Source organism: Streptomyces sp. NPDC060184, from assembly GCF_042728795.1.
Taxonomy (GTDB): Bacteria; Actinomycetota; Actinomycetes; order Streptomycetales; family Streptomycetaceae; genus Streptomyces.
In genome coordinates, this window is record NZ_JBHWYX010000031.1 from 35,918 (window position 1) to 54,192 (window position 18,275).

At 71.8% G+C, this 18,275-nt stretch carries 14 protein-coding genes; 6 read left to right on the forward strand and 8 right to left on the reverse strand.

Features of this window, described 5'->3' with window-relative positions:
* Positions 1-150 precede the first annotated feature (150 nt).
* The gene (locus ACFWEE_RS20965) at positions 151-2,388 is read left to right on the forward strand and encodes a germacradienol/geosmin synthase (protein ID WP_386891071.1); all 2,238 of its coding nucleotides are present in this window, start codon (positions 151-153) and stop codon (positions 2,386-2,388) included.
* Between the two features lie 108 nt (positions 2,389-2,496).
* On the opposite strand, the gene ACFWEE_RS20970 is transcribed toward ACFWEE_RS20965, so the two are convergent.
* Positions 2,497-4,080: a hypothetical protein gene (locus ACFWEE_RS20970; RefSeq protein WP_386891073.1), complete on the reverse strand. Its 1,584-nt coding sequence runs from the start codon at positions 4,078-4,080 to the stop codon at positions 2,497-2,499.
* 194 nt (positions 4,081-4,274) lie between these two features.
* Positions 4,275-4,949 carry a hypothetical protein gene (locus ACFWEE_RS20975; RefSeq protein ID WP_386891074.1) on the reverse strand — a complete coding sequence of 225 codons (675 nt, stop codon included), beginning with the start codon at positions 4,947-4,949 and terminating at the stop codon, positions 4,275-4,277.
* A gap of 231 nt (positions 4,950-5,180) precedes the next feature.
* Here ACFWEE_RS20975 and ACFWEE_RS20980 point away from each other — a divergent pair, with 231 nt between their 5' ends.
* The 3 genes from ACFWEE_RS20980 to ACFWEE_RS20990 all read left to right on the forward strand — a co-directional run bounded on the left by ACFWEE_RS20980 (position 5,181) and on the right by ACFWEE_RS20990 (position 9,652).
* Positions 5,181-6,392 (forward strand): HupE/UreJ family protein, encoded by a 1,212-nt coding sequence (locus tag ACFWEE_RS20980; protein WP_386891076.1) that lies wholly within the window; start codon positions 5,181-5,183, stop codon positions 6,390-6,392.
* Between the two features lie 127 nt (positions 6,393-6,519).
* The gene (locus ACFWEE_RS20985; protein ID WP_386891078.1) at positions 6,520-8,496 is read left to right on the forward strand and encodes a fibronectin type III domain-containing protein; all 1,977 of its coding nucleotides are present in this window, start codon (positions 6,520-6,522) and stop codon (positions 8,494-8,496) included.
* 76 nt (positions 8,497-8,572) lie between these two features.
* Complete coding sequence (locus tag ACFWEE_RS20990; protein ID WP_386891080.1) at positions 8,573-9,652, forward strand: WxL protein peptidoglycan domain-containing protein; 1,080 nt, start codon at positions 8,573-8,575, stop codon at positions 9,650-9,652.
* Positions 9,653-9,677: 25 nt separating this feature from the next.
* On the opposite strand, the gene ACFWEE_RS20995 is transcribed toward ACFWEE_RS20990, so the two are convergent.
* Positions 9,678-10,373 carry a hypothetical protein gene (locus tag ACFWEE_RS20995; protein ID WP_386891081.1) on the reverse strand — a complete coding sequence of 232 codons (696 nt, stop codon included), beginning with the start codon at positions 10,371-10,373 and terminating at the stop codon, positions 9,678-9,680.
* A gap of 113 nt (positions 10,374-10,486) precedes the next feature.
* Here ACFWEE_RS20995 and ACFWEE_RS21000 point away from each other — a divergent pair, with 113 nt between their 5' ends.
* Complete coding sequence (locus ACFWEE_RS21000) at positions 10,487-11,137, forward strand: TetR/AcrR family transcriptional regulator (RefSeq protein ID WP_386891083.1); 651 nt, start codon at positions 10,487-10,489, stop codon at positions 11,135-11,137.
* A gap of 145 nt (positions 11,138-11,282) precedes the next feature.
* On the opposite strand, the gene ACFWEE_RS21005 is transcribed toward ACFWEE_RS21000, so the two are convergent.
* The 4 genes from ACFWEE_RS21005 to ACFWEE_RS21020 form a co-directional block, all read right to left on the reverse strand.
* Positions 11,283-11,783 (reverse strand): hypothetical protein, encoded by a 501-nt coding sequence (locus ACFWEE_RS21005; RefSeq protein ID WP_386891085.1) that lies wholly within the window; start codon positions 11,781-11,783, stop codon positions 11,283-11,285.
* A gap of 122 nt (positions 11,784-11,905) precedes the next feature.
* Positions 11,906-12,301 carry an ACT domain-containing protein gene (locus ACFWEE_RS21010; RefSeq protein WP_386891086.1) on the reverse strand — a complete coding sequence of 132 codons (396 nt, stop codon included), beginning with the start codon at positions 12,299-12,301 and terminating at the stop codon, positions 11,906-11,908.
* 147 nt (positions 12,302-12,448) lie between these two features.
* Positions 12,449-12,796, reverse strand: a complete 348-nt coding sequence (locus ACFWEE_RS21015) for a DUF805 domain-containing protein (RefSeq protein ID WP_386891087.1) — start codon at positions 12,794-12,796, stop codon at positions 12,449-12,451.
* A 231-nt stretch (positions 12,797-13,027) separates the two neighbouring features.
* The gene (locus tag ACFWEE_RS21020; protein ID WP_386891089.1) at positions 13,028-14,554 is read right to left on the reverse strand and encodes a fatty acyl-CoA synthetase; all 1,527 of its coding nucleotides are present in this window, start codon (positions 14,552-14,554) and stop codon (positions 13,028-13,030) included.
* A gap of 229 nt (positions 14,555-14,783) precedes the next feature.
* Between ACFWEE_RS21020 and ACFWEE_RS21025 the strand changes: the two genes are divergently transcribed.
* Complete coding sequence (locus ACFWEE_RS21025) at positions 14,784-16,649, forward strand: serine hydrolase (RefSeq protein WP_386891091.1); 1,866 nt, start codon at positions 14,784-14,786, stop codon at positions 16,647-16,649.
* Positions 16,650-16,693: 44 nt separating this feature from the next.
* On the opposite strand, the gene ACFWEE_RS21030 is transcribed toward ACFWEE_RS21025, so the two are convergent.
* Entirely contained in the window at positions 16,694-18,262 is a 1,569-nt protein-coding gene (locus tag ACFWEE_RS21030) for a phytoene desaturase family protein (protein ID WP_386891092.1), read from the reverse strand.
* Positions 18,263-18,275: the final 13 nt, after the last annotated feature.

The window sequence follows — 18,275 nt, forward strand, 5'->3', positions numbered from 1 at the left end:
TACCGGAGTTTTACTCCACCGGGGAGAGCCCGTGGTGATGATGCGACTTATGGCCGCTGTGCGTAGCCCGGATGGCCGAGGGGTAGTGCTGGCGCGCACAACGGGTCCGCGCGAACGGCGCGCGGAGTCTCCTGGAAAGGCCCGACGCACATGGCACAGCCCTTCTCGTTGCCGGACTTCTACGTCCCGTATCCGGCACGGCTCAGCCCGCACCTGGAGGAGGCGCGGCGCCACACCAAGGAGTGGGCGCGGGGCATGGGGATGCTGGAGGGATCCGGCGTCTGGGACGAGAAGGACCTCGACGCGCACGACTACGCGCTGCTGTGCGCGTACACCCATCCCGACTGCTCGTCCGAGGCTCTGTCGCTGGTCACCGACTGGTACGTGTGGGTCTTCTTCTTCGACGACCACTTCCTGGAGCTGTTCAAGCGCAACCCCGACCGGGAGGGCGCGAAACGTTACCTCGAACGGCTGCCCGCCTTCATGCCGATGGAGCGGGGCGCCCCGGCTCCCGAGCCGGTCAACCCGGTCGAGGCGGGGCTCGCGGATCTCTGGGCGCGGACGGTGCCGGGCATGTCGGACGCGTGGCGGGCGCGGTTCGCCGAAGCGACGGAGAACCTGCTCAACGAGTCGCTGTGGGAGCTCGCGAACATCAACGAGGGCCGGATCGCCAACCCGGTCGAGTACATCGAGATGCGCCGCAAGGTGGGTGGAGCCCCCTGGTCGGCCGGGCTGGTGGAGTACGCGGCGAACGCCGAGGTCCCCGAGGCGGTGGCCGGCTCCCGGGCCCTGCGGGTCCTGCGCGACGCCTTTTCCGACAGTGTCCACCTGCGCAACGACCTCTTCTCCTACCAGCGCGAGGTGGAGGACGAGGGCGAGAACAGCAACGGCGTGCTGGTGCTGGAGAAGTTCCTCGGCTGCTCCACGCAGGAGGCGGCCGAGGCCGTCAATGACCTGCTCACCTCCCGGCTCCAGCAGTTCGAGAACACGGTCCTGACCGAACTGGGACCGCTCTGCGCGAGCGAGGGGCTGGATCCGGCGGAGGCCACCGCCGTCCTCGCGTACGTCAAGGGGCTCCAGGACTGGCAGTCCGGCGGCCACGAGTGGCATCTGCGCTCCAGCCGCTACATGAACGACGGGGGCGCGGTGGCGGCTTCGGGCCGTCTGGGGATGGCGGACACGTTCGGCACGGCTGCCGCCTCGATCCGCTTCACTCCCCGCTCGGAGACGGCCCGGCTGCAAAGGCACAGCCATGTGCCGTACCAGCGGGTGGGCCCCTCGCTGCTGCCCGACTTCCGGCTCCCGTTCACGGCCGCGCTCAGTCCCCATCTCGACGGGGCGCGTGTGCGGCTCGTCGACTGGGCGCGCCGGATGGGAATCCTGGAGGGGCAACCGGGGGTGCCCGGCTCGCACATCTGGGACGAGGACCGGATCACCGCGGTCGATCTCCCGCTCTGCGCGGCAGGCATCCATCCGGACGCCTCGCCCGAGGAGTTGGACCTCTCCTCGGCGTGGCTGGCCTGGGGCACCTACGGCGACGACTGGTTCCCGGTGGTGCACGGGCGCACCCGCGATCTGGCGGGGGCGAAGCTGGCCAACGAGCGGCTGTCGCTCTTCATGCCGCTGGACGGCTCGGGAGCGGGCGTGCCGGAGCCGGTGAACGCGCTGGAGCGCGGGCTCGGGGACCTGTGGCAGCGGACCGCCGGACCGATGGACGAGGAGGGCCGGCGGGCCTTCCGGTACGCGGTCGAGTCGATGACGGAGAGCTGGCTGTGGGAGCTGGCGAACCAGGCGCAGAACCGTATCCCCGACCCGGTGGACTACATCGAGATGCGCCGCATGACCTTCGGGTCCGATCTCACGATGGCCCTGTGCCGGCTGGCGCACGGGAAGAAGGTGCCGCCGGAGGTCTACCGCAGCGGCCCTATGCGGTCGCTGGAGAACGCGGCTGCGGACTACGCGGCTCTCCTCAACGACCTGTTCTCGTACCAGAAGGAGATCGAGTACGAGGGCGAGGTGCACAACGGGGTCCTGGTCGTGCAGAACTTCTTCGGCGTCGACTACCCGACCGGGGTGGCGATCGTCCACGACCTGATGAACGAGCGCCTGCGGCAGTTCGAGCATGTCGCCGAGGTGGAACTCCCCCTGCTGTACGACGACTTGGCGCTCGACGCGGGGTCCAGGGAGGTTCTCGCCGGTTATGTGCGGGAGCTGCGGAACTGGCTGGCGGGCATCCTGGTCTGGCACCGGGACTGCCGCCGGTACCGCGAGGAGGACCTGCGCCGGGAGAGAGCCGCCCGTCCGCCGTGGGGCCCGCTGAACGGTCCGACCGGGCTCGGCACCTCGGCGGCCCGGCTGGCGTCGCGCATGGCCGGGGCGCGGGGATAGCGGGGCGGAGCGACGCGAAGACGGCTCGCCCCCGGGTCGTGCGTCGGAGATCCGTCGGCGGTGGGCGGCGGATCTCCGACTCGGGTCACCGGGTGCCCCGCCCCGCTCTCAGCCGGAGAAGAACGCCCCCAGCGAGGCCAGGATCGCCAGCGCGGGCTGTGCGATGTCCGCGCTGGAGGCGAGCAGGGTCCGCAGGCGTTCCACGCGCGTGGTGGCGGCCGGGACGTCCGGTTCCGTCGCCGCGCCGAGGCGGGCGAGGTCGTGGACGGCTGCGGCGGCCTCCTCCCGGTCGGCCGCGGACGTGTCCCGGCTCTCCAGCACGAGCCGGAGCAGCCGCGTCAGCTCCTCGGCGTGGGCGCTGGAGGCGTAGGTGTTCTGGAAGTCCCTGATGACGGTGGACCGTGGGCGGTTGACGAAGGTGGTGTGCTCGCCCTGGAAGTGGAAGTTGTCGGGCACTTCGGCTCCTGCGGTTCGTGGAACGACGACGAAACTGTTGCTGATCGTGATCCCCTCGGGCGGCGGCACCAGTCTCCGCAGCTCCGCCTTGATCCCGTCCTCGGCCTCGCGGAGGGCGTGGAACGCCGCGGCGTCGGAGGCGGGGCCGGATGCGAGGAGGTTGTCGACGGCCTCTGCGGCGGGGGCGTATCCGTCGGTGCGCGGGCGGCGCGCCGCGTAGGCGTACCGGCCGGAGGGGCGCTCCGGCCGCCCGCGGTTCTCCTCCTGTGCCGCCGGTCGCCGGGCGGCGGACACCGCACGGTGCACGGCTCCGAAGAGGGACCTGAAGTAGGCCGTCGACGTGTGCTCGACCGGGAAGACGATCTTCTCGCTCCGCTCGTGGCCGCCGCCGGACGCCTCGAAGAAGACCAGGCAGGGGAGCGCCTCGGGACCGAGCCCGAGCCGGGCGGCCACCTCGTAGGCGCCCTGGGGATCGTACGGCGTCCATCGCAGCCAGTGCATCGTGGACATGACCCGGTAGAGCTCGGGTTCCAGGTGGCGGCGCCAGTACTTCCTCGCCTGCGGCCAGTCGGCGCGGCGTTCCACCACGAAGACCCGGGTGGCGGGCCCGGACAGCACGTTGAGGTCGTCGAAGTGGGTGCGTACGTACGTCGCGAGCTCCACGTCGGCGTCGGTGTAGAGCAGCACGCCCCACAGGCGCGGTCCTCCCGCGGGGGCCGTGGAGTTCTCCGCCAGCTGGAGCCAGCGGAAGAGCTCGTCCGGGTTGCGCGGGGCGCTCATCGAGTAGCACCCGCGGGCGGGATGTTCGATGGAGAGGACCAGCAGGTCCCCGTCGTGCAGCCCGGCCTCCTCCAGCGTGAGCCGTTCCGCCGGTCGCTCGTCCGTCGCGGAGTCCGAGAGCCACACGTCCAGGACGGTGTCCTCGTACCACGCCACCGGCCCCGGAGCGGAGGGGGCCGGTGGCGCGGGTTGCGCCGCACCCGAGCGGCGGGCCTCCGCCAGGCAGAGCTCGGTCAGTTCGCCGACGGTCGTGGCAGCCGCGTCGCCGGGCACCTCGACCACGAAGGTGTCCCGGCCCGTGCGCCGGTCCAGCTCACGCCATCGCGCCGAGTCCGGGGCGGAGCCGAACTCCCCCGCCCCGATCATCTCGTCGAGGATCCAGGAGAAATGCGCGCCGTACGAGCCGTAGGAGACGACGCTCCAGTCCCCCTCGCAGACGTCGATGTGGAAGCGCATGTGCCGTCCTCTCGCCACGCGGTACACCGTCCGGGGTGAAGACGCGGGAGAACCGCTCGCGGTTCGTCCGGGGACCCGCCGGTCCGACGGCCGTCACGACGGCGCGTGCACGCGAGGCGTCCGTCGACGTGACGACCGCACGAGGCCACCACGCCCGGTGCGCCCCGGACGGAGGTCGCCCCACCGGGGCGCTCTCAGAACCTGTCGAGCCACACCACGATCCCGGTGTGCCCCGAGAGCACCGCCGCCGTTCCGGCACGGACGGCCGCCGCGCAGCGGGCGGCGGTGAAGGAGGCGGCGTCGTACGCGGAGGACATGCCGAGCCCCTCGCCCCGGAAGGACGCGCCCGTCCAGTCGACCGCCGTGACGTTCTGGGTGGGTTCGGCGAGTTCGGCGCCCACGACCAGGAACTCCTGGCCGAGGTGGCTCGGGGTGACCGTGGCGAGGGGGTCGACGAGGCTGTTGCCCGCGCTGATGACGAGGTCGGGGTGGAGGTCGACGGCCCTGAGGACGGCGGGGAGGAGGTCGGCGGCGCCGGTCGCCGTCACGGTCCGCAGATCGACGTCCTCGTCCTTCGCCCACTGCTTCACGGCGGTCACCAGGGTCTTGGTGGGCCGGTCGTGGCCGGCGGTGAGCAGGACGACGCGGGCGCCGTCCGAGGGGCGCACCTTCGACCAGGAGCCGGGATCGGGCGTGACGGTGGACTCCGGGGCGGGCGACTCGTCCGGGCCGATGAATCCCGCGCCCAGCGCGCCGATCGCGGAGGGACGCGGGTGCGGTCGCGACCAGTCGGCGCCGGAGGCGCATCCGGCGAGCAGGGCGAGGGCGGCTGCGGTGGTCACGGCGGCGGCCTGGAGCGGGCGGTGCAAGACGATCGTCCTCCGGTAGGGGCCCCGCGGCACGGCTGCGTGCCTGCCCGGCCCCCGGTGGGTGCGGGGCGGGCCGGTCCGGGGCGGCTTTCCGCACATCCTGCGCCGTCGGCTCACCCGATCTCCACGGAACGGACCGCTGTCGAACGTTTGTTTTCCCACACTTCGCTGACCGGCCGCTTCCGGTTCATTCACGGCCTGCACGGTGCACGGGCAACCTCAAGGAGTTCCATGCCTCACCGTGTACGCCGCCCCCTGCTCGCTCTCGCAGCGGCGGCTCTCTTCCTGCTCTGCCTCGCCCGGCCCGCCGCCGCCCACGGCTTCTCGTCGACCGTGTACGCGCACGTCACCGCCGACGGCGACGGACCGCTGCGCACCGAACTGAAACTGGAGTACGACCTGCTCGTCGTCTCGGCCGCCGACACCGGTGACGACGACTCCCTCTTCCGGGCGGGCACCGACGCGTTCGAAGCGGGAGACCCGGCCGCCGAGGCCGCCGCGCTCGAAGCCCACCGCGGGACCGCGCTCGCCTACGTCACCCGGCACCTCTCGGTCAGCGCCGGCCAAAAGGCCTGTACGCCCGCACCGGACGGCGCGTTCCGGATGGGCACCGAGGAGGGCGTGCCGTACGCCCTGCTGAATCTCGACTGGACCTGCGCCGAGCACGGCGCGGGCGACCACGAGGTGCGCGGCACGCTCTTCCCCGACTCCGAGGGATACGTCAAGGGCACCAAGACGATCGTCACCTACGACGTCGGCGGCCACTCCGGGAGTGCCGCGCTCGACGCCGGGCACCCGTCCTTCTCCATCAGCCAGTCCTGGACGCAGCGCTTCTGGGAGTTCTTCCGGCTGGGCGCCGAGCATCTGCTGACCGGCACCGACCACATCCTGTTCCTGCTGGCGCTCATCGCCGGGTCCCGGCGTCCGCGCGAAGTCGTCCTGGCCGCGACCAGTTTCACGCTGGCCCACTCGGTGACGTTCCTGCTGGCCGCGCTGGGGCTGGTGCACGTGCCGGCCGGCCTGGTGGAGCCCGTCATCGCGCTCTCCATCGCGGTGGTCGCGGGCTGGCACCTGTGGCGGATCAGGGGGCGCGGCACCGGCGTGGCGGAGCTCCGGGCGCCCGGCGAGGGCCGGTTCGCGCTGGACCGCGCGGGCTGGACCCGGCTCGGCGTCGTGTTCTGTTTCGGCCTCGTGCACGGGCTGGGGTTCGCGGGCGCTCTCGGGATCGAAGCCGCCTGGTCGTGGACCCTGCTGTGGTCCCTGCTGGTGTTCAACGTCGGCATCGAGGCGGTCCAGCTCGGCATCATCGCCGTGGTGTTCCCGCTGCTCCTGCTGCTCGTGCGCCGCTCGCCGCGGGCCGCCGCGTGGACCACCGGCGGGCTCTCCGCCTGCGTGGCGGCCATGGGGCTCATCTGGTTCGTCCAGCGCGTGGCGGGTGCCTGAAAACCGCACGTGGGCGGTGATGTTCAACCCGCACCAAGATCGCATTCAGATCTCGTTCATCTTGCACGGACAACTTGTGCATCGCCCTTGCATACGCACCGTATGCACACAGAAGAAACGACACTTCATGAGATCGAACGCTTCCCACCAGGCCCGGGGCCCCGTGCGGACCCGTGTGGCCACCGGCGCCACCGCCGCCTTCCTCGGCCTGACCGTGGCCCTCGCGGGCGGAGCCGGCTCCCCCGCCTCCGCGGCCGACGCCTCCGCCCTCACCGGCATCGTCCTGGGTGTCGGCGCCAACGAGACCCAGCGCACGGTCAGCTGGTACTCCTCCGGCGACACCGCCCAGAAGGTGCAGCTCGCCCCCACGGCGCAGCTCGCCGGCGGCGAGTTCCCCGCCGGCGCGGTCACTTTCGACGCGCTGGGCGCCGCCAACCTCGCCTCCAGCGGCGGCTACAACCGCCACGCCACCATCACCGGCCTGAAGGAGAACACCGCTTACTCCTACCGGGTCGGCAGCGAGGGCAACTGGTCGGCCGTCTACGCGTTCAAGACGCAGGACTTCGAGGGCGCGTACGACTTCCTCTTCCTCGGCGACCCGCAGATAGGTTCCTCCGGCGACCTGGCGCAGGACCAGGCCGGCTGGGCGGACACGCTGGACGTGGCCACCAAGGCCAACCCGAACGCCGAACTCCTCGTCTCCGGCGGCGACCAGGTCGAGAGCGCCAACAACGAGGACCAGTGGAAGTCCTTCCTCGCCCCCGACCAGCTGCGCCAGGTCCCGTACGCCGCCACCATCGGCAACCACGACGTCGGCGGCAAGGCGTACGAGCAGCACTTCTCGACGCCCAACACGGACAACTCCGCCTCGAAGTACGCCAACGGCAACCCGGCGTCCAACACCTCGGGCGGTGACTACTGGTACATCTACAAGGACGTGCTGTTCATCGACCTGAACAGCAACAGCTACGCCACCTCGCAGGGCGGCGGAGGTGACGAGGCGCACACCAAGTACGTCACGGACGTCATCAACCAGCACGGCTCCGAGGCCAAGTGGAAGGTGCTCGTCTACCACCACTCGATCTACTCGCCGGCCTCGCACGCCAAGGACGGGGACAACAAGGCGCGTCGGGTCGACTTCCCGACCACCTTCTCCAAGCTCGGCGTCGACCTGGTGCTCCAGGGCCACGACCACAGCTACTCCCGCAGCTACCTCATCAAGAACGGCCAGAAGGCCGATCCCGAGGAGCAGCCGGGCGCGGCCGACGTCTACCCGGGACCCGGCGGCGTCCTGTACGTCACCGCCAACTCCGCCTCGGGGTCGAAGTACTACGACATCACGGCGCCCGACAACAGCGGTACCAGCGGCGCGGGCAACGGCGCCGACCCGCTGAACCCGGGCAACTACTGGTACAACTCGGTGCAGAACCAGGAGCACGTCCGCAGCTACGTCAAGGTCCAGGTGCGGGACGAGAAGCTCGTCGTGGAGAACATCCGCAGCAGCACCTGCGCCGCTCCCAACTCCGAGGTCTCGCACGGCGACTGGTGCAACAACACCGACGCCGCGCAGCCGGTCGGCTCGATCGTCGACAAGGTGAGCGTCCACCCCTACAACGGTGACGGCCAGTCGCTCCAGGTCAACGTGCCGAACGCGGCTCCGGGCGAGTTCGGCTGGACCATCGACGGCTACAACGGCCTGGTGGACCTCGGCACCGCCAAGGAGGAGAACGGTGACCACTTCACCGCCTCCGGCAAGATCAACCCGATCCTCGTGTCGGACACCCGCCGCTCGCTCTCGCCGTGGTCGGTCTCGGCCAACGTGAGCGCGTTCAAGGACGCCGACAAGACGTTCTCCGGCTCCTACCTCGGCTGGACGCCGTACGTGCTCGACCAGGGCGCGGGCGCGCAGGCCGGTTCGCCGGTCGCCTCCGGGTACGACGACCAGGGTGACGGTCTGGCCGTCTCCCGCGGTCTCGGCTCCGCGGAGCAGGGGCACGAGCGCGGCACCTCCAAGCTGGGCGCCGACCTGGATCTCAAGATCCCGGACAGCGTGCAGAAGGGCGGCTACCGCGCGACCCTCACGATCACCGCGCTGAGCAGCTGACCGATCCCGCTCCACCGGTGGGGCGGGCACCGGTCCGCCGGACCTGCCCCACCTCCTCATCAGAGAGACCCCCGAGATGCACGCAGTGGCACCATCCCGCCGTACCCTCCCCGCCGGCCTCGTCCGTGCCGGCGCCCTCGTCCTGTTCACGGTGCTGGCGTTGGCAGGTGTGTTCAGCGCTGCGGCCCGGGCGGCCGACGACGGCGACGTCACCTGGACGGTCCGGACGGCCGCCAACGACTTCGGGGCCGACCGGTCGAGCTTCGGCTACAGCGTGAATCCGGGCGGGAAGACGACGGACGCGATGGTCGTCGCCAACCACGGCACCACCGCGCTGACGCTCGCGGTGTACACCGCCGACGGCTTCACCACCGACAAGGGCCAGCTGGACCTGCTGACCCGGGACAAGAAGTCCCGCTCCGTCGGCGCCTGGGTGCGGGCCGCGCGAGAGACCGTCACGGTGGCCCCTGGCAGGAGTGCCGAGATCCCGTTCACGGTCACGGTCCCGGCGGACGCGACTCCGGGCGACTACGTGGGCGGCATCCTCACCTCGCTCAAGCAGCCCGACGGGGCGGAGGGCATCGCGGTCGACCGGCGCCTGGGCATCCGCATCAAGCTGCGGGTCAGCGGGGCCCTGCGGCCGTCGCTCGCCGTCGAGGACGTGCACGTCTCCTACGACGGCTCCGCCGGGTTCGCCCAGGGCGACGCCACGGTGACGTACAGCCTCCACAACACGGGCAACGCGGTGCTCTCCGGGGCCCAGAAGGTCGCCGTCACGGGTCCGTTCGGCATGTTCAGCACCGATGCCGGCGCCGTCGCCGCGCCGCCGGAGCTGCTGCCGGGCGAACGCTGGAAGGTGACGGTCCCGGTGCACGGCGTCACTCCCGCGTACCGGCTCGCCGCCACCGTCACCGTCACCCCGCTCCTCACCGACGCCGCCGGTTCGACCACCGCCCTCGAGCCGGTCCGGGCCACGGCCCACGGCCTCGCCGTCCCGTGGACGCTGACCCTGCTCGCGGCCCTGGTCCTGGCCGGTATCGTCGCGGCGGTCGTCCTGACCCGGCGCGGGCGGGCCCGCCGCAAGCGGCTGGAGGACGAGCGGGTGCGCGAGGCCGTGGACCGCGCCCTGCGGGAGAAGGCCGGGCACGAGGCCTGACCGGTCCGGCGTACGGCCGGGGGCGTCAGGCGCGGGAGTCCGCGGCGGCGACGATCCAGTTCCGGAACTCGACGGCATAGTGCCGCAGGTGGTGGTCGAGGACCTCGTCCGGGCACGTGACGGGGAAGTAGACCGTGAGGTTCGCGGTGAACCCGTCCGCCGTGTCACCGAACTGGATCAGCGCCCGTCCGATGACGGTGCCGTCGGCCAGGGACAGGTTCGAGGACATCCTGCGCGGAAACTCCGCCTCCGGGAGGAGTTCGTCCGCGTCCTCGGCCCAGGCCAGGGCGTCGGTGCCCCAGCCGCCCATGGAGAAGTCGGCGACGTACGGGCCGATGTTCTCCACCACACGGGCACCGGTCTCGTCGGTGCCCATCACGTAGTGCTCGGGGTGCGCCGCGAGGAGGACGCGCTCGTCCCCCGCGAACGCCTGGTCCATCCAGGCCAGGAACTCGCCCGAGGTCAGCCCCTTCGCCGCGAGCACGGTGGTGCCCCCCTTGAAGGCGCCTCGGGAGGTGCGGGCGCTCTCACGCAGGACCGCGTTGCCCGCCTCGATGTCCGCGGCCAGGAGGTCGAGGAGGCCCTGGCGGCCCAGCAGCGTCCGGAAGCGGTCCACGGCGCGGCGGGCGTAGAAGAGCTCGAAGTCGTCGATGGATCCGGCGCCGGCGGGCCCGGCTTCGAGCGTCACGGTGACGGGCTGGAACGTCCGGTTGTCGGTCATGGTCGAACCTCCAAATGTGAATGTGAATTCGCGTTCGCATCACGAGAGTACGCCGCGGAGTGCGTCGGATGTCAAAAAGTCCTGCTGGGAGCGGTGCCGATACCATGCGGGACATGACCGAAGAGCCGGAGCGCCCAGCGTCCTACCGGGAGCCCCGGCAGGCCCGTAGCGCCGCGACCCTGGCCCGGGTGCTGCGGGCGGCCGAGGAGATCGCCTCCACCTCCGGCCTGGAGGAGATGACGATCGCCGGTGTCGCGCAACGCGCCGGTGTCGCCGTCGGGACGATCTACCGCCGCTTCGAGGACAAGGAGCAGCTGATCGCCGCCCTGACCGAGCGGATGCTGGAACGCCGCGAGGAGTACGTGGCCGAGCGTCTGCGTGCGGCCGAGCCCTCGCTCCCGGGGGTCCTGACCGCCTACGCGCACGCCCTGCTGCAGTCGTTCGCCGACCACAGCAGCCTCTTCCCCGAGCTGCTGCGCACGCGGGGCACCAGGTCGCTGGAGCGAGGGACCTCCACCATCACCGAACTCCACCGCCTCCTGCTCGAAGCGGCGGCCCCCTACACCGGCCAGATCCGCCGCTCCCGGCCCCGGCAGGCACTCGACACCGCCGCCCGCGCGATCCTCGGCGCCTGCTTCCACAACTCCCTGCGCCCCGACGCCGCCACCGGAGAAGAGGCCAGAGCCCGGTACGCCGACGAACTCGGCGACATGGCGCTGGCCTACCTCCTCACCCCCGGCCGGAGCCGGGACGCCGAGGCCTGAGCCCGACGCCCGGCAGCCCGGCCACCCGGCAGCCCGGCTCTGGCGCCGTCCGGGCGGAGGGCGGGCCCGACAACCAGACGTCCCTGCGGCCCACGGACTTCTCCGTGGGCCGCAGGGACGTTTCAGCCTGCTGGGGCGAGTGGGGTCAGCCCTGCTGGAAGAGCTCCGCGGGCAGCGGCTTGAGGAGTGCGTAGAGGTCGTCGGTGATCGGGCGGTCCCAGCTGGCGATCGTGACGAGGACACCGTCGCTGCGGTCGAACTGCACGCAGGCGATGCGGGTCTCGGAGAGCTTTACGCGGCGCACGATCAGCAGGTTGTCGCCCTGCATCACGGGGATGTCCTCGGTGGAGGTGACCTCCACCGGCTCGTCGTTCTCCAGGGCGAGGAGCAGCTGCGCGACCTCGAAGGGGACCTGGCCCTCCTCGGTCTCACGGGCGGGCGAGCCCTCCGGGAGATTTCCGATGATCATGGCCGGACCGCGGCCACCGTAGAGGTCGTACCGGAGGAAGACGCCCTGGCAGGTGCCGTCGGGCGCGGGCAGCAGACCGGCTCCGAGGTTCCCGGGCCAGTCCCCCGGGTCCATGGCGAGGACATCGAAGTCCGGGCCGGCGGGAGTGGCGGCGCTGCGACGGCGGAGGAAGGACATGGAGCCATGTTACGTGGCCCGGCTCACGTCGCGGAGCCGGGCCCGGACGGGCGCGGAGGGAACCGGGGCGCTGACCTCGGGCCGCCACGGCCGGGGCATTCGCCCGAGGAGTCCCGGAGCGGCTACTCGGCCGCGAGCGACTCCAGTACGGTGACGGCCTCGGCGGCCCGCTCGTAGGGGACGAAGAGGTGGTCGTGGTGGTATCCGGCGACCACGTTGCAACTGATGCCCGCGTCCGTGAGCGCCAGGGAGACGGCGGCGGTGAGCCCCACCGCGTCCAGGGCGGAGTGCACCCGCAGGGTGATCCAGCCCGCCACGAAGGCGTGGCTGAGGCCCGCCTGCTTCGCCTCGTACTCGGACAGGACGAGCGTCAGGCCCTCGCGCTCGGCGACCGTGACGACGGGCGAGACGCCGGCCGGTACGGCGTCCCGGCGCACGCTGGTGAAGACGTACCGGCCCTCGTTCAGCTCGGGCCGCAGGGAGCTCAGGAGGGTACGGAGGTCTCGCTCGCCGCTCATGGGGTCATCGTAGATCGGCGGCGGCCGGGTCGCCGTCCCGCTCGGGGGCGTCCGCCGCGACCGCCGCACGGCCGGAGGCCGGGACGGCATGCGCTGCCGTCCCGGCCTCCGGGATGTGGGTGCCGCTCCGGCGTGCGGAGCGCGCGGTCAGGCCGCGTACTTCGGGTTGGGGCCGTGCTCGTTGGCCTCGGCCTTGCCCTCGGACGCGAAGAAGACGAGCAGGATGATCCCGCCGACCAGCGGCACGAGGCCGATGAGGTACCACCAGCCCGAGCGGCCGGTGTCGTGCAGGCGGCGCACGCCGACCGCGAGGCTCGGGATGATCACCGCGAGCACGTAGATGTAGTACAGGAACTGCGAGCCGATGACCTGGCCGATGATGGACAGCACGACGGCGGCGATGAAGTTGAAGAGCACGAACATCCAGAACTCCTTGCGGCGCGCACGTCCGCTGAAGCCCGCGTAGTTCTTGAGTACGCCCAGGTACCAGTTCACAACGATCCCCTCCCCTGGCCCCCGCTGCGGAGGCCCTTACTTTTCAGCCGAGCAGGCCGAAAAGTAGAAGACGGGCGAGGGGTGGGTCAAGGCGGTTCGGGGCTCAGCGGAAACCTACACACAGCTGACGCCGGACCGTGGCCGGTTCGACGCTTAACAGGCCCCGTACAAGCGGTATTTGACCTCAAAACACCCCACTCCGAGCAAGCGGGGCAGGTCGCGCCGAAAGGTTCATTCCGCTTTCCGCGCGTACCGTTCGCGGAGCTCCCGCTTGAGGATCTTGCCACTGGCGTTGCGCGGCAGATCCCGCACGAAGACGACCCTCTTCGGGGCCTTGAAGGAGGCGAGCTCCTCGCGCACATGGGCGATCAGTCCGGCGGCGGTCGCTTCGGAGGCGGAGGCCCCGTCGCGCAGCACGACCACGGCGGTGACGGCCTCGATCCAGCGCTCGTCGGGCAGCCCGACGACGGCCGTCTCGGCCACCTCGGGGTGGGTGTAGAGGGCGTCCTCCACCTGCCGGGAGGCGATGAGGACTCCGCCGGAGTTGATGACGTCCTTCACCCGGTCGACGACGGTGAAGTAGCCGTCCGCATCGCGCACCGCGAGGTCGCCGGAGTGGAACCAGCCGTCACGGAAGGCCTCTTCGGTCTCTTCGGGGCGCCCCCAATAGCCCTGGCACAACTGCGGGGAGCGGTAGACGATTTCGCCGGCCGCGCCGTCCGGAACCTCCGCGCCTGCCTCGTCCACCACGCGCGCCTCGACGAAGAGGACGGGCCGGCCGCAGGAGTCCATCCGGCCTCGGTGTTCGTCGGGGCCGAGGACGAGGGCGAGCGGCCCGATCTCGCTCTGGCCGAAGCAGTTGTGGAAGGCGAGTTGGGGCAGGCGGGCGCGCAGCCGTTCCAGCACGGGCACCGGCATGATCGACGCCCCGTAGAACGCCTTGCGCAGGGCGCCGAGGTCCCGGGTGGCGAACTCGGGATGGTTGGCGAGGGAGATCCAGACGGTGGGCGGGGCGAAGAGGCTGTCGGCCCGGCCCGCCTCCACGAGGTCGAAGATCCTGCCCGGGTCGGGGGCGTCCAGCACGGTGTTCTCCGCGCCGACCGCGAGGTAGGGCAGCAGGAAGACGTGCATCTGCGCGGAGTGGTAGAGCGGCAGCGAGTGCACGGGCCGGTCGGCCGCCGCGAGGCCGAGCGCGGTGACGGCGCTGACGTACTCGTGCACGAGGGCCCCGTGCGTCATCATCGCGCCCTTGGGCAGGGCCGTGGTCCCCGAGGTGTAGAGCAGCTGCACGAGGTCGTCGGGGCCCACGGCACGCTCGGGGGTGAAGGGGCGGGGCGCGGCGAGGGCGTCGAGCAGGGACCCCGGGGCGTCGCGCAGCGTCCGCACCCGGTGCCCGGCGGGGACGCGGTCCGCCAGGTCGGGGTCGGTGAGGACGAGGGAGCTGCCGCTGTCGCCGAGCAGGTGATCCAGGTCGTCGCCCTTGAGGTTCTGGTTGACCGGTACGTGGACGAGACCGGCGCGGGCACAGGCGAGGTAGGCGATCGGGTAGACGTCGCAGTTGTGGGCGTAGGTGGCGACCCGGTCGCCGTGGCGCAGTCCGTGCTCGGCGGTCAGGACGGCGGCGGCGGTGCTGACGGCGGCGTCCAGCTCCGCGTAGGTCCACGACCGGTCCGCGTACCGGAGCGCGGTGCGGCCGGGGGTTCGCCGGGCGCTGCGGGTCAGGAAGCCGTCGACCGTACTGCTGCGTACACCTGTCATGGCCGGAATCCTGTGCGCGCGGGGGCCGCCGGTCAAGGGTGGCGCGGACACCGGAACGGGGAGGCCGGGACCCTTTTTCTGATGCGCCGTCAATTTTCGGTGCGCGCAACCCCGTACGGAACGGCGGCGGCGACAGTACCCTCTCCTTCGGCAACAAGTTTCAGGATCGGACGCTTTTTCGGAAGTTACTTTCACGCAGGTGTCGGACACGGACCGGGAGGGGTCACGGATGACCGGGGACACGAAGGGTTTCGGGATCGGCCGCCGGAGGCTGGGCGGCGGGATACTCGCACTCGGCGGGGCACTCGCCCTGGCGCCACTCCCTCTCGCGGGGGTGGCGGCGGGCGCCGAGCCCGGCACGGGGGCTTCCGGGGCGGAGGCCCGGGACCCACGGGCGGGAACGGGAGCCGGCATGGCGGCAGCGACAGAACGGCCCACCCTGCGCCACGGCTCCGCCGGGCGGGCCGGGCTGATCGAAGAGCAGCTGGACGCGCTCGTCGACGTGGCCGGAAGCTATCTGGAGAACTCCCCCAGCCACCCCTGGTACGCCGGGGCGGTCCTGCTCGCGGCGCGCGGCGGCACGGTCGCCCTGCACCGGCCGATCGGGATGGCGGTCCGGTACGCGGCGTACGACGAGAAGACCGACACCGGCGTGGAGTTCCCCGCCGACCAGCAGGTACCGATGACCGAGGACACCGTCTTCGACCTGGCCTCCGTGTCCAAGCTCTTCACCTCGATCCTGGCGGTGCAGCAGATCGAGCGCGGCCGGCTCACGCTGGAGGCCACGGTCGCCTCGTACCTGCCCGAGTTCGCAGGCGGCGGCAAAGGCGACGTGACGGTCCGTCAACTACTGACCCACACCTCGGGTTTCCGGGCCTGGATTCCCCTCTACAAGGCACCCACCCGGGAGGGGAAGCTCCAACTCGTCTGGGACGAAACCCTCGTCGCCGCCCCGGGGACGGCGTACCTCTACTCCGACCTCAATCTGATCTCGCTCCAGCTGATCCTGGAGAAGATCACCGGCCGGACGCTCGACGTCCTGCTCCGGGAGGAGATCACCGAACCGCTCGGGATGCGGCGCACCCGCTACAACCCGCCCGCGTCCTGGCTGCCGGACATCGCGGCCACCGAGGACGCCCGGCTCCCGTGGTCCGGGCTGGACCGGGGGCTCGTCCGGGGAGAGGTGCACGACGAGAACGCGTACTCACTCGGCGGGGTCGCCGGGCACGCCGGGGTCTTCTCCCGCGCCTGGGACCTGGCGATCCTCGCCCGTACGCTGCTCAACGGCGGGATCTACGGACGTGCCCGGATCCTGTCCGAGGAGTCGGTCGAGCTGATGTTCACCGACTTCAACACCGCCTTCCCCGGCGACGCGCACGGGCTCGGGTTCGAACTCCACCAGCACTGGTACATGGGCGCGATGGCCACCCCCCGCACGGCCGGCCACACCGGGTTCACCGGAACCAGCCTGGTGATCGATCCGACGACCGACTCCTTCCTGATCGTGCTCGGCAACTCCGTGCACCCCGTGCGCAATTGGCGCTCGGGCAGCGCTCCGCGCGTCGCCACCGCCGACCGGATGGCGTGTGCCGTCGCGGTCCGCCCGGCACACGGCCGCACCGCGTGGTTCTCCGGGATGGCGAGCGCGTCCAGCGCCCTGCTGACGCTGCCCGCCCTTCGCCCCGCCTCCGAGCACGCCCAACTGGAGTGCTCGCTCTGGTGGGACACCGAGCCGGACTCGGACGCGCTGTACCTGGAGGTGTCGGCCGACGCGGGCGCCGGATGGCAGCCGGTCCCGTTCTCCACCGTGCCCTCGTCCCCCGGGACGCACGGCACCCCGACCACGCATCCGGCGGGGACGGTGTCGGGCTGGTCCGGCCGGGTCTGGCACACCGTGACCGCCGGCCTCGGCGCCTGGCGCGGCCAGGAGATCCTGCTGCGCTGGCGGTACGCGACGGACAAGCTCTACGTGGGGCGCGGGGTGTACGCCGACGCGATCCGGGTGAGGGACGCGGGCCGGGTGCTTTTCGACGAGACCCGTCCGGCCGACGCGGCCCGCGTCGCGGCCATCGGCTGGGCCCCCTCGGCGGACTGAGCGAGGCCGTGACGCGTGTGCGCGGTGGCCGGTTTCCCGCCCCGTCAGCGCCCCAGCGCGGCCATCGCCGCGTTGTGGCCGGGGACCCCGGAGACGCCGCCGCCTCGCACCGCACCGGCGCCGCACAGCAGGACGTTGGCGTGCGGCGTCTCGACGCCCCAGCGGCCGGTGTGCTCGGTGGCGTACGGGAACGAGAGGTCCCGGTGGAAGATGTGGCCGCCGGGCAGACCCAGTTCGCGCTCGAGGTCGAGCGGGGTCTTCGCCTCGATGCAGGGGGCGCCGTTCTCGTCGCGGGCGAGGCAGTTGGCGATCGGCTCCTCCAGATGGGCGTCCAGCTGCGCCAGGGTGGCGGTGAGGAGGGTCTCGCGGGCGCCCGCGTTGTCGGCGGCGAACAGCCGGGCGGGAGTGTGCAGCCCGAAGAGCGTGAGGGTGTGGAAGCCGCGCTCCGCGAGTCCGGGGCCCAGGATCGACGGGTCGGTCAGGGAATGGCAGTAGATCTCGGACGGCGGTGCGCCGGGCAGCCGTCCTGCCGCCGCCTCGCGGTGGGCGAGGGCGAGCGCGTCGTACCCCTCCGCGATGTGGAACGTACCGCCGAAGGCCGCCCGGGGGTCGACGGACCGGTCGCGCAGCCGGGGCAGCCGACTGAGCAGCATGTTCACCTTGAGCTGGGAGCCCTCGGCCGGGGCGGGCGGTCCGTCGCCGGGTTCCCCGGTGAGTGCGGCGAGCGCCTGGGGTGAGGCGTTGACCAGGACCCGGCGGGCGGCGACGGTGTACTCGCCCCGGTCGTCGCGGACGGTGACCTCGGCCGTCCTGCCGTCCGTCTCGATCCGAACCGCCTCGTGCCGGGTGCGGATCTCGGCACCGGCCGACCGCGCGGCGCCGGCGAGCGCGTCGGTGAGGGCGCCCATGCCGCCGACGGGTACGTCCCAGTCGCCCGTGCCCCTGCCGACGACGTGGTAGAGGAAGCAGCGGTTCTGGCGCAACTGCGGGTCGTGGGCGTCGGCGAACGTGCCGATCAGCGCGTCGGTCAGCACGACCCCGCGCACCAGGTCGTCGGTGAACCGCTCCTCCACGGCGACGCCGAGCGGTTCCTCGAAGAGCGCCCGCCAGGCGGTGTCGTCCCCGATCCGCTCCCGCAACCCGGCGCGCTCGGGCAGGGGTTCGGTGAGCGTGGGGAAGACACGCTCGGCCACCCGCCGCGTCATGCCGTAGAACCGCTGCCAGGCGTCGTACTCCCGGTCGCCGCCGGTGAGCGCGGCGAAGCTCTCCCTGGTGCGGCCGTCGCCGACGAGCAACCCGGTGGCGACCCCGCCGCGCACGGTGGGGGTGTACGAGGAGACCGTGCGCCGACGGGTGGTGAAGCGGAGTCCGAGGTCCCGGACGATCTTGTCCGGCAGCAGGGAGACCAGGTAGGAGTAGCGGGAGAGCCGGGCGTCCACCCCGGCGAACGGGCGGGTGGAGACGGCCGCGCCGCCGGTCGTCCTCAGCCGCTCCAGCACGAGGACGGACTGCCCGGCCCCGGCGAGATACGCCGCGGCCACCAGGCCGTTGTGGCCGCCGCCCACGATCACGGCGTCGTAGCTCTTCTGCGTCGGGTTCCCGGGTTCGGTCATCCGTCTTGGTAAC

What these genes read in the sequence shown, in the direction of transcription:
- ACFWEE_RS21000 (WP_386891083.1), top strand. Translation starts at nt 10,487, where the DNA reads ATGACCGAAGAGCCGGAGCGCCCAGCGTCCTACCGGGAGCCCCGGCAG.
- ACFWEE_RS20995 (WP_386891081.1), bottom strand. Translation starts at nt 10,373, where the DNA reads ATGACCGACAACCGGACGTTCCAGCCCGTCACCGTGACGCTCGAAGCC.
- ACFWEE_RS21010 (WP_386891086.1), bottom strand. Translation starts at nt 12,301, where the DNA reads ATGAGCGGCGAGCGAGACCTCCGTACCCTCCTGAGCTCCCTGCGGCCC.
- ACFWEE_RS21020 (WP_386891089.1), bottom strand. Translation starts at nt 14,554, where the DNA reads ATGACAGGTGTACGCAGCAGTACGGTCGACGGCTTCCTGACCCGCAGC.
- ACFWEE_RS21030 (WP_386891092.1), bottom strand. Translation starts at nt 18,262, where the DNA reads ATGACCGAACCCGGGAACCCGACGCAGAAGAGCTACGACGCCGTGATC.
- ACFWEE_RS21005 (WP_386891085.1), bottom strand. Translation starts at nt 11,783, where the DNA reads ATGTCCTTCCTCCGCCGTCGCAGCGCCGCCACTCCCGCCGGCCCGGAC.
- ACFWEE_RS20980 (WP_386891076.1), top strand. Translation starts at nt 5,181, where the DNA reads ATGCCTCACCGTGTACGCCGCCCCCTGCTCGCTCTCGCAGCGGCGGCT.
- ACFWEE_RS20965 (WP_386891071.1), top strand. Translation starts at nt 151, where the DNA reads ATGGCACAGCCCTTCTCGTTGCCGGACTTCTACGTCCCGTATCCGGCA.
- ACFWEE_RS20970 (WP_386891073.1), bottom strand. Translation starts at nt 4,080, where the DNA reads ATGCGCTTCCACATCGACGTCTGCGAGGGGGACTGGAGCGTCGTCTCC.
- ACFWEE_RS20990 (WP_386891080.1), top strand. Translation starts at nt 8,573, where the DNA reads ATGCACGCAGTGGCACCATCCCGCCGTACCCTCCCCGCCGGCCTCGTC.
- ACFWEE_RS20985 (WP_386891078.1), top strand. Translation starts at nt 6,520, where the DNA reads ATGAGATCGAACGCTTCCCACCAGGCCCGGGGCCCCGTGCGGACCCGT.
- ACFWEE_RS21025 (WP_386891091.1), top strand. Translation starts at nt 14,784, where the DNA reads ATGACCGGGGACACGAAGGGTTTCGGGATCGGCCGCCGGAGGCTGGGC.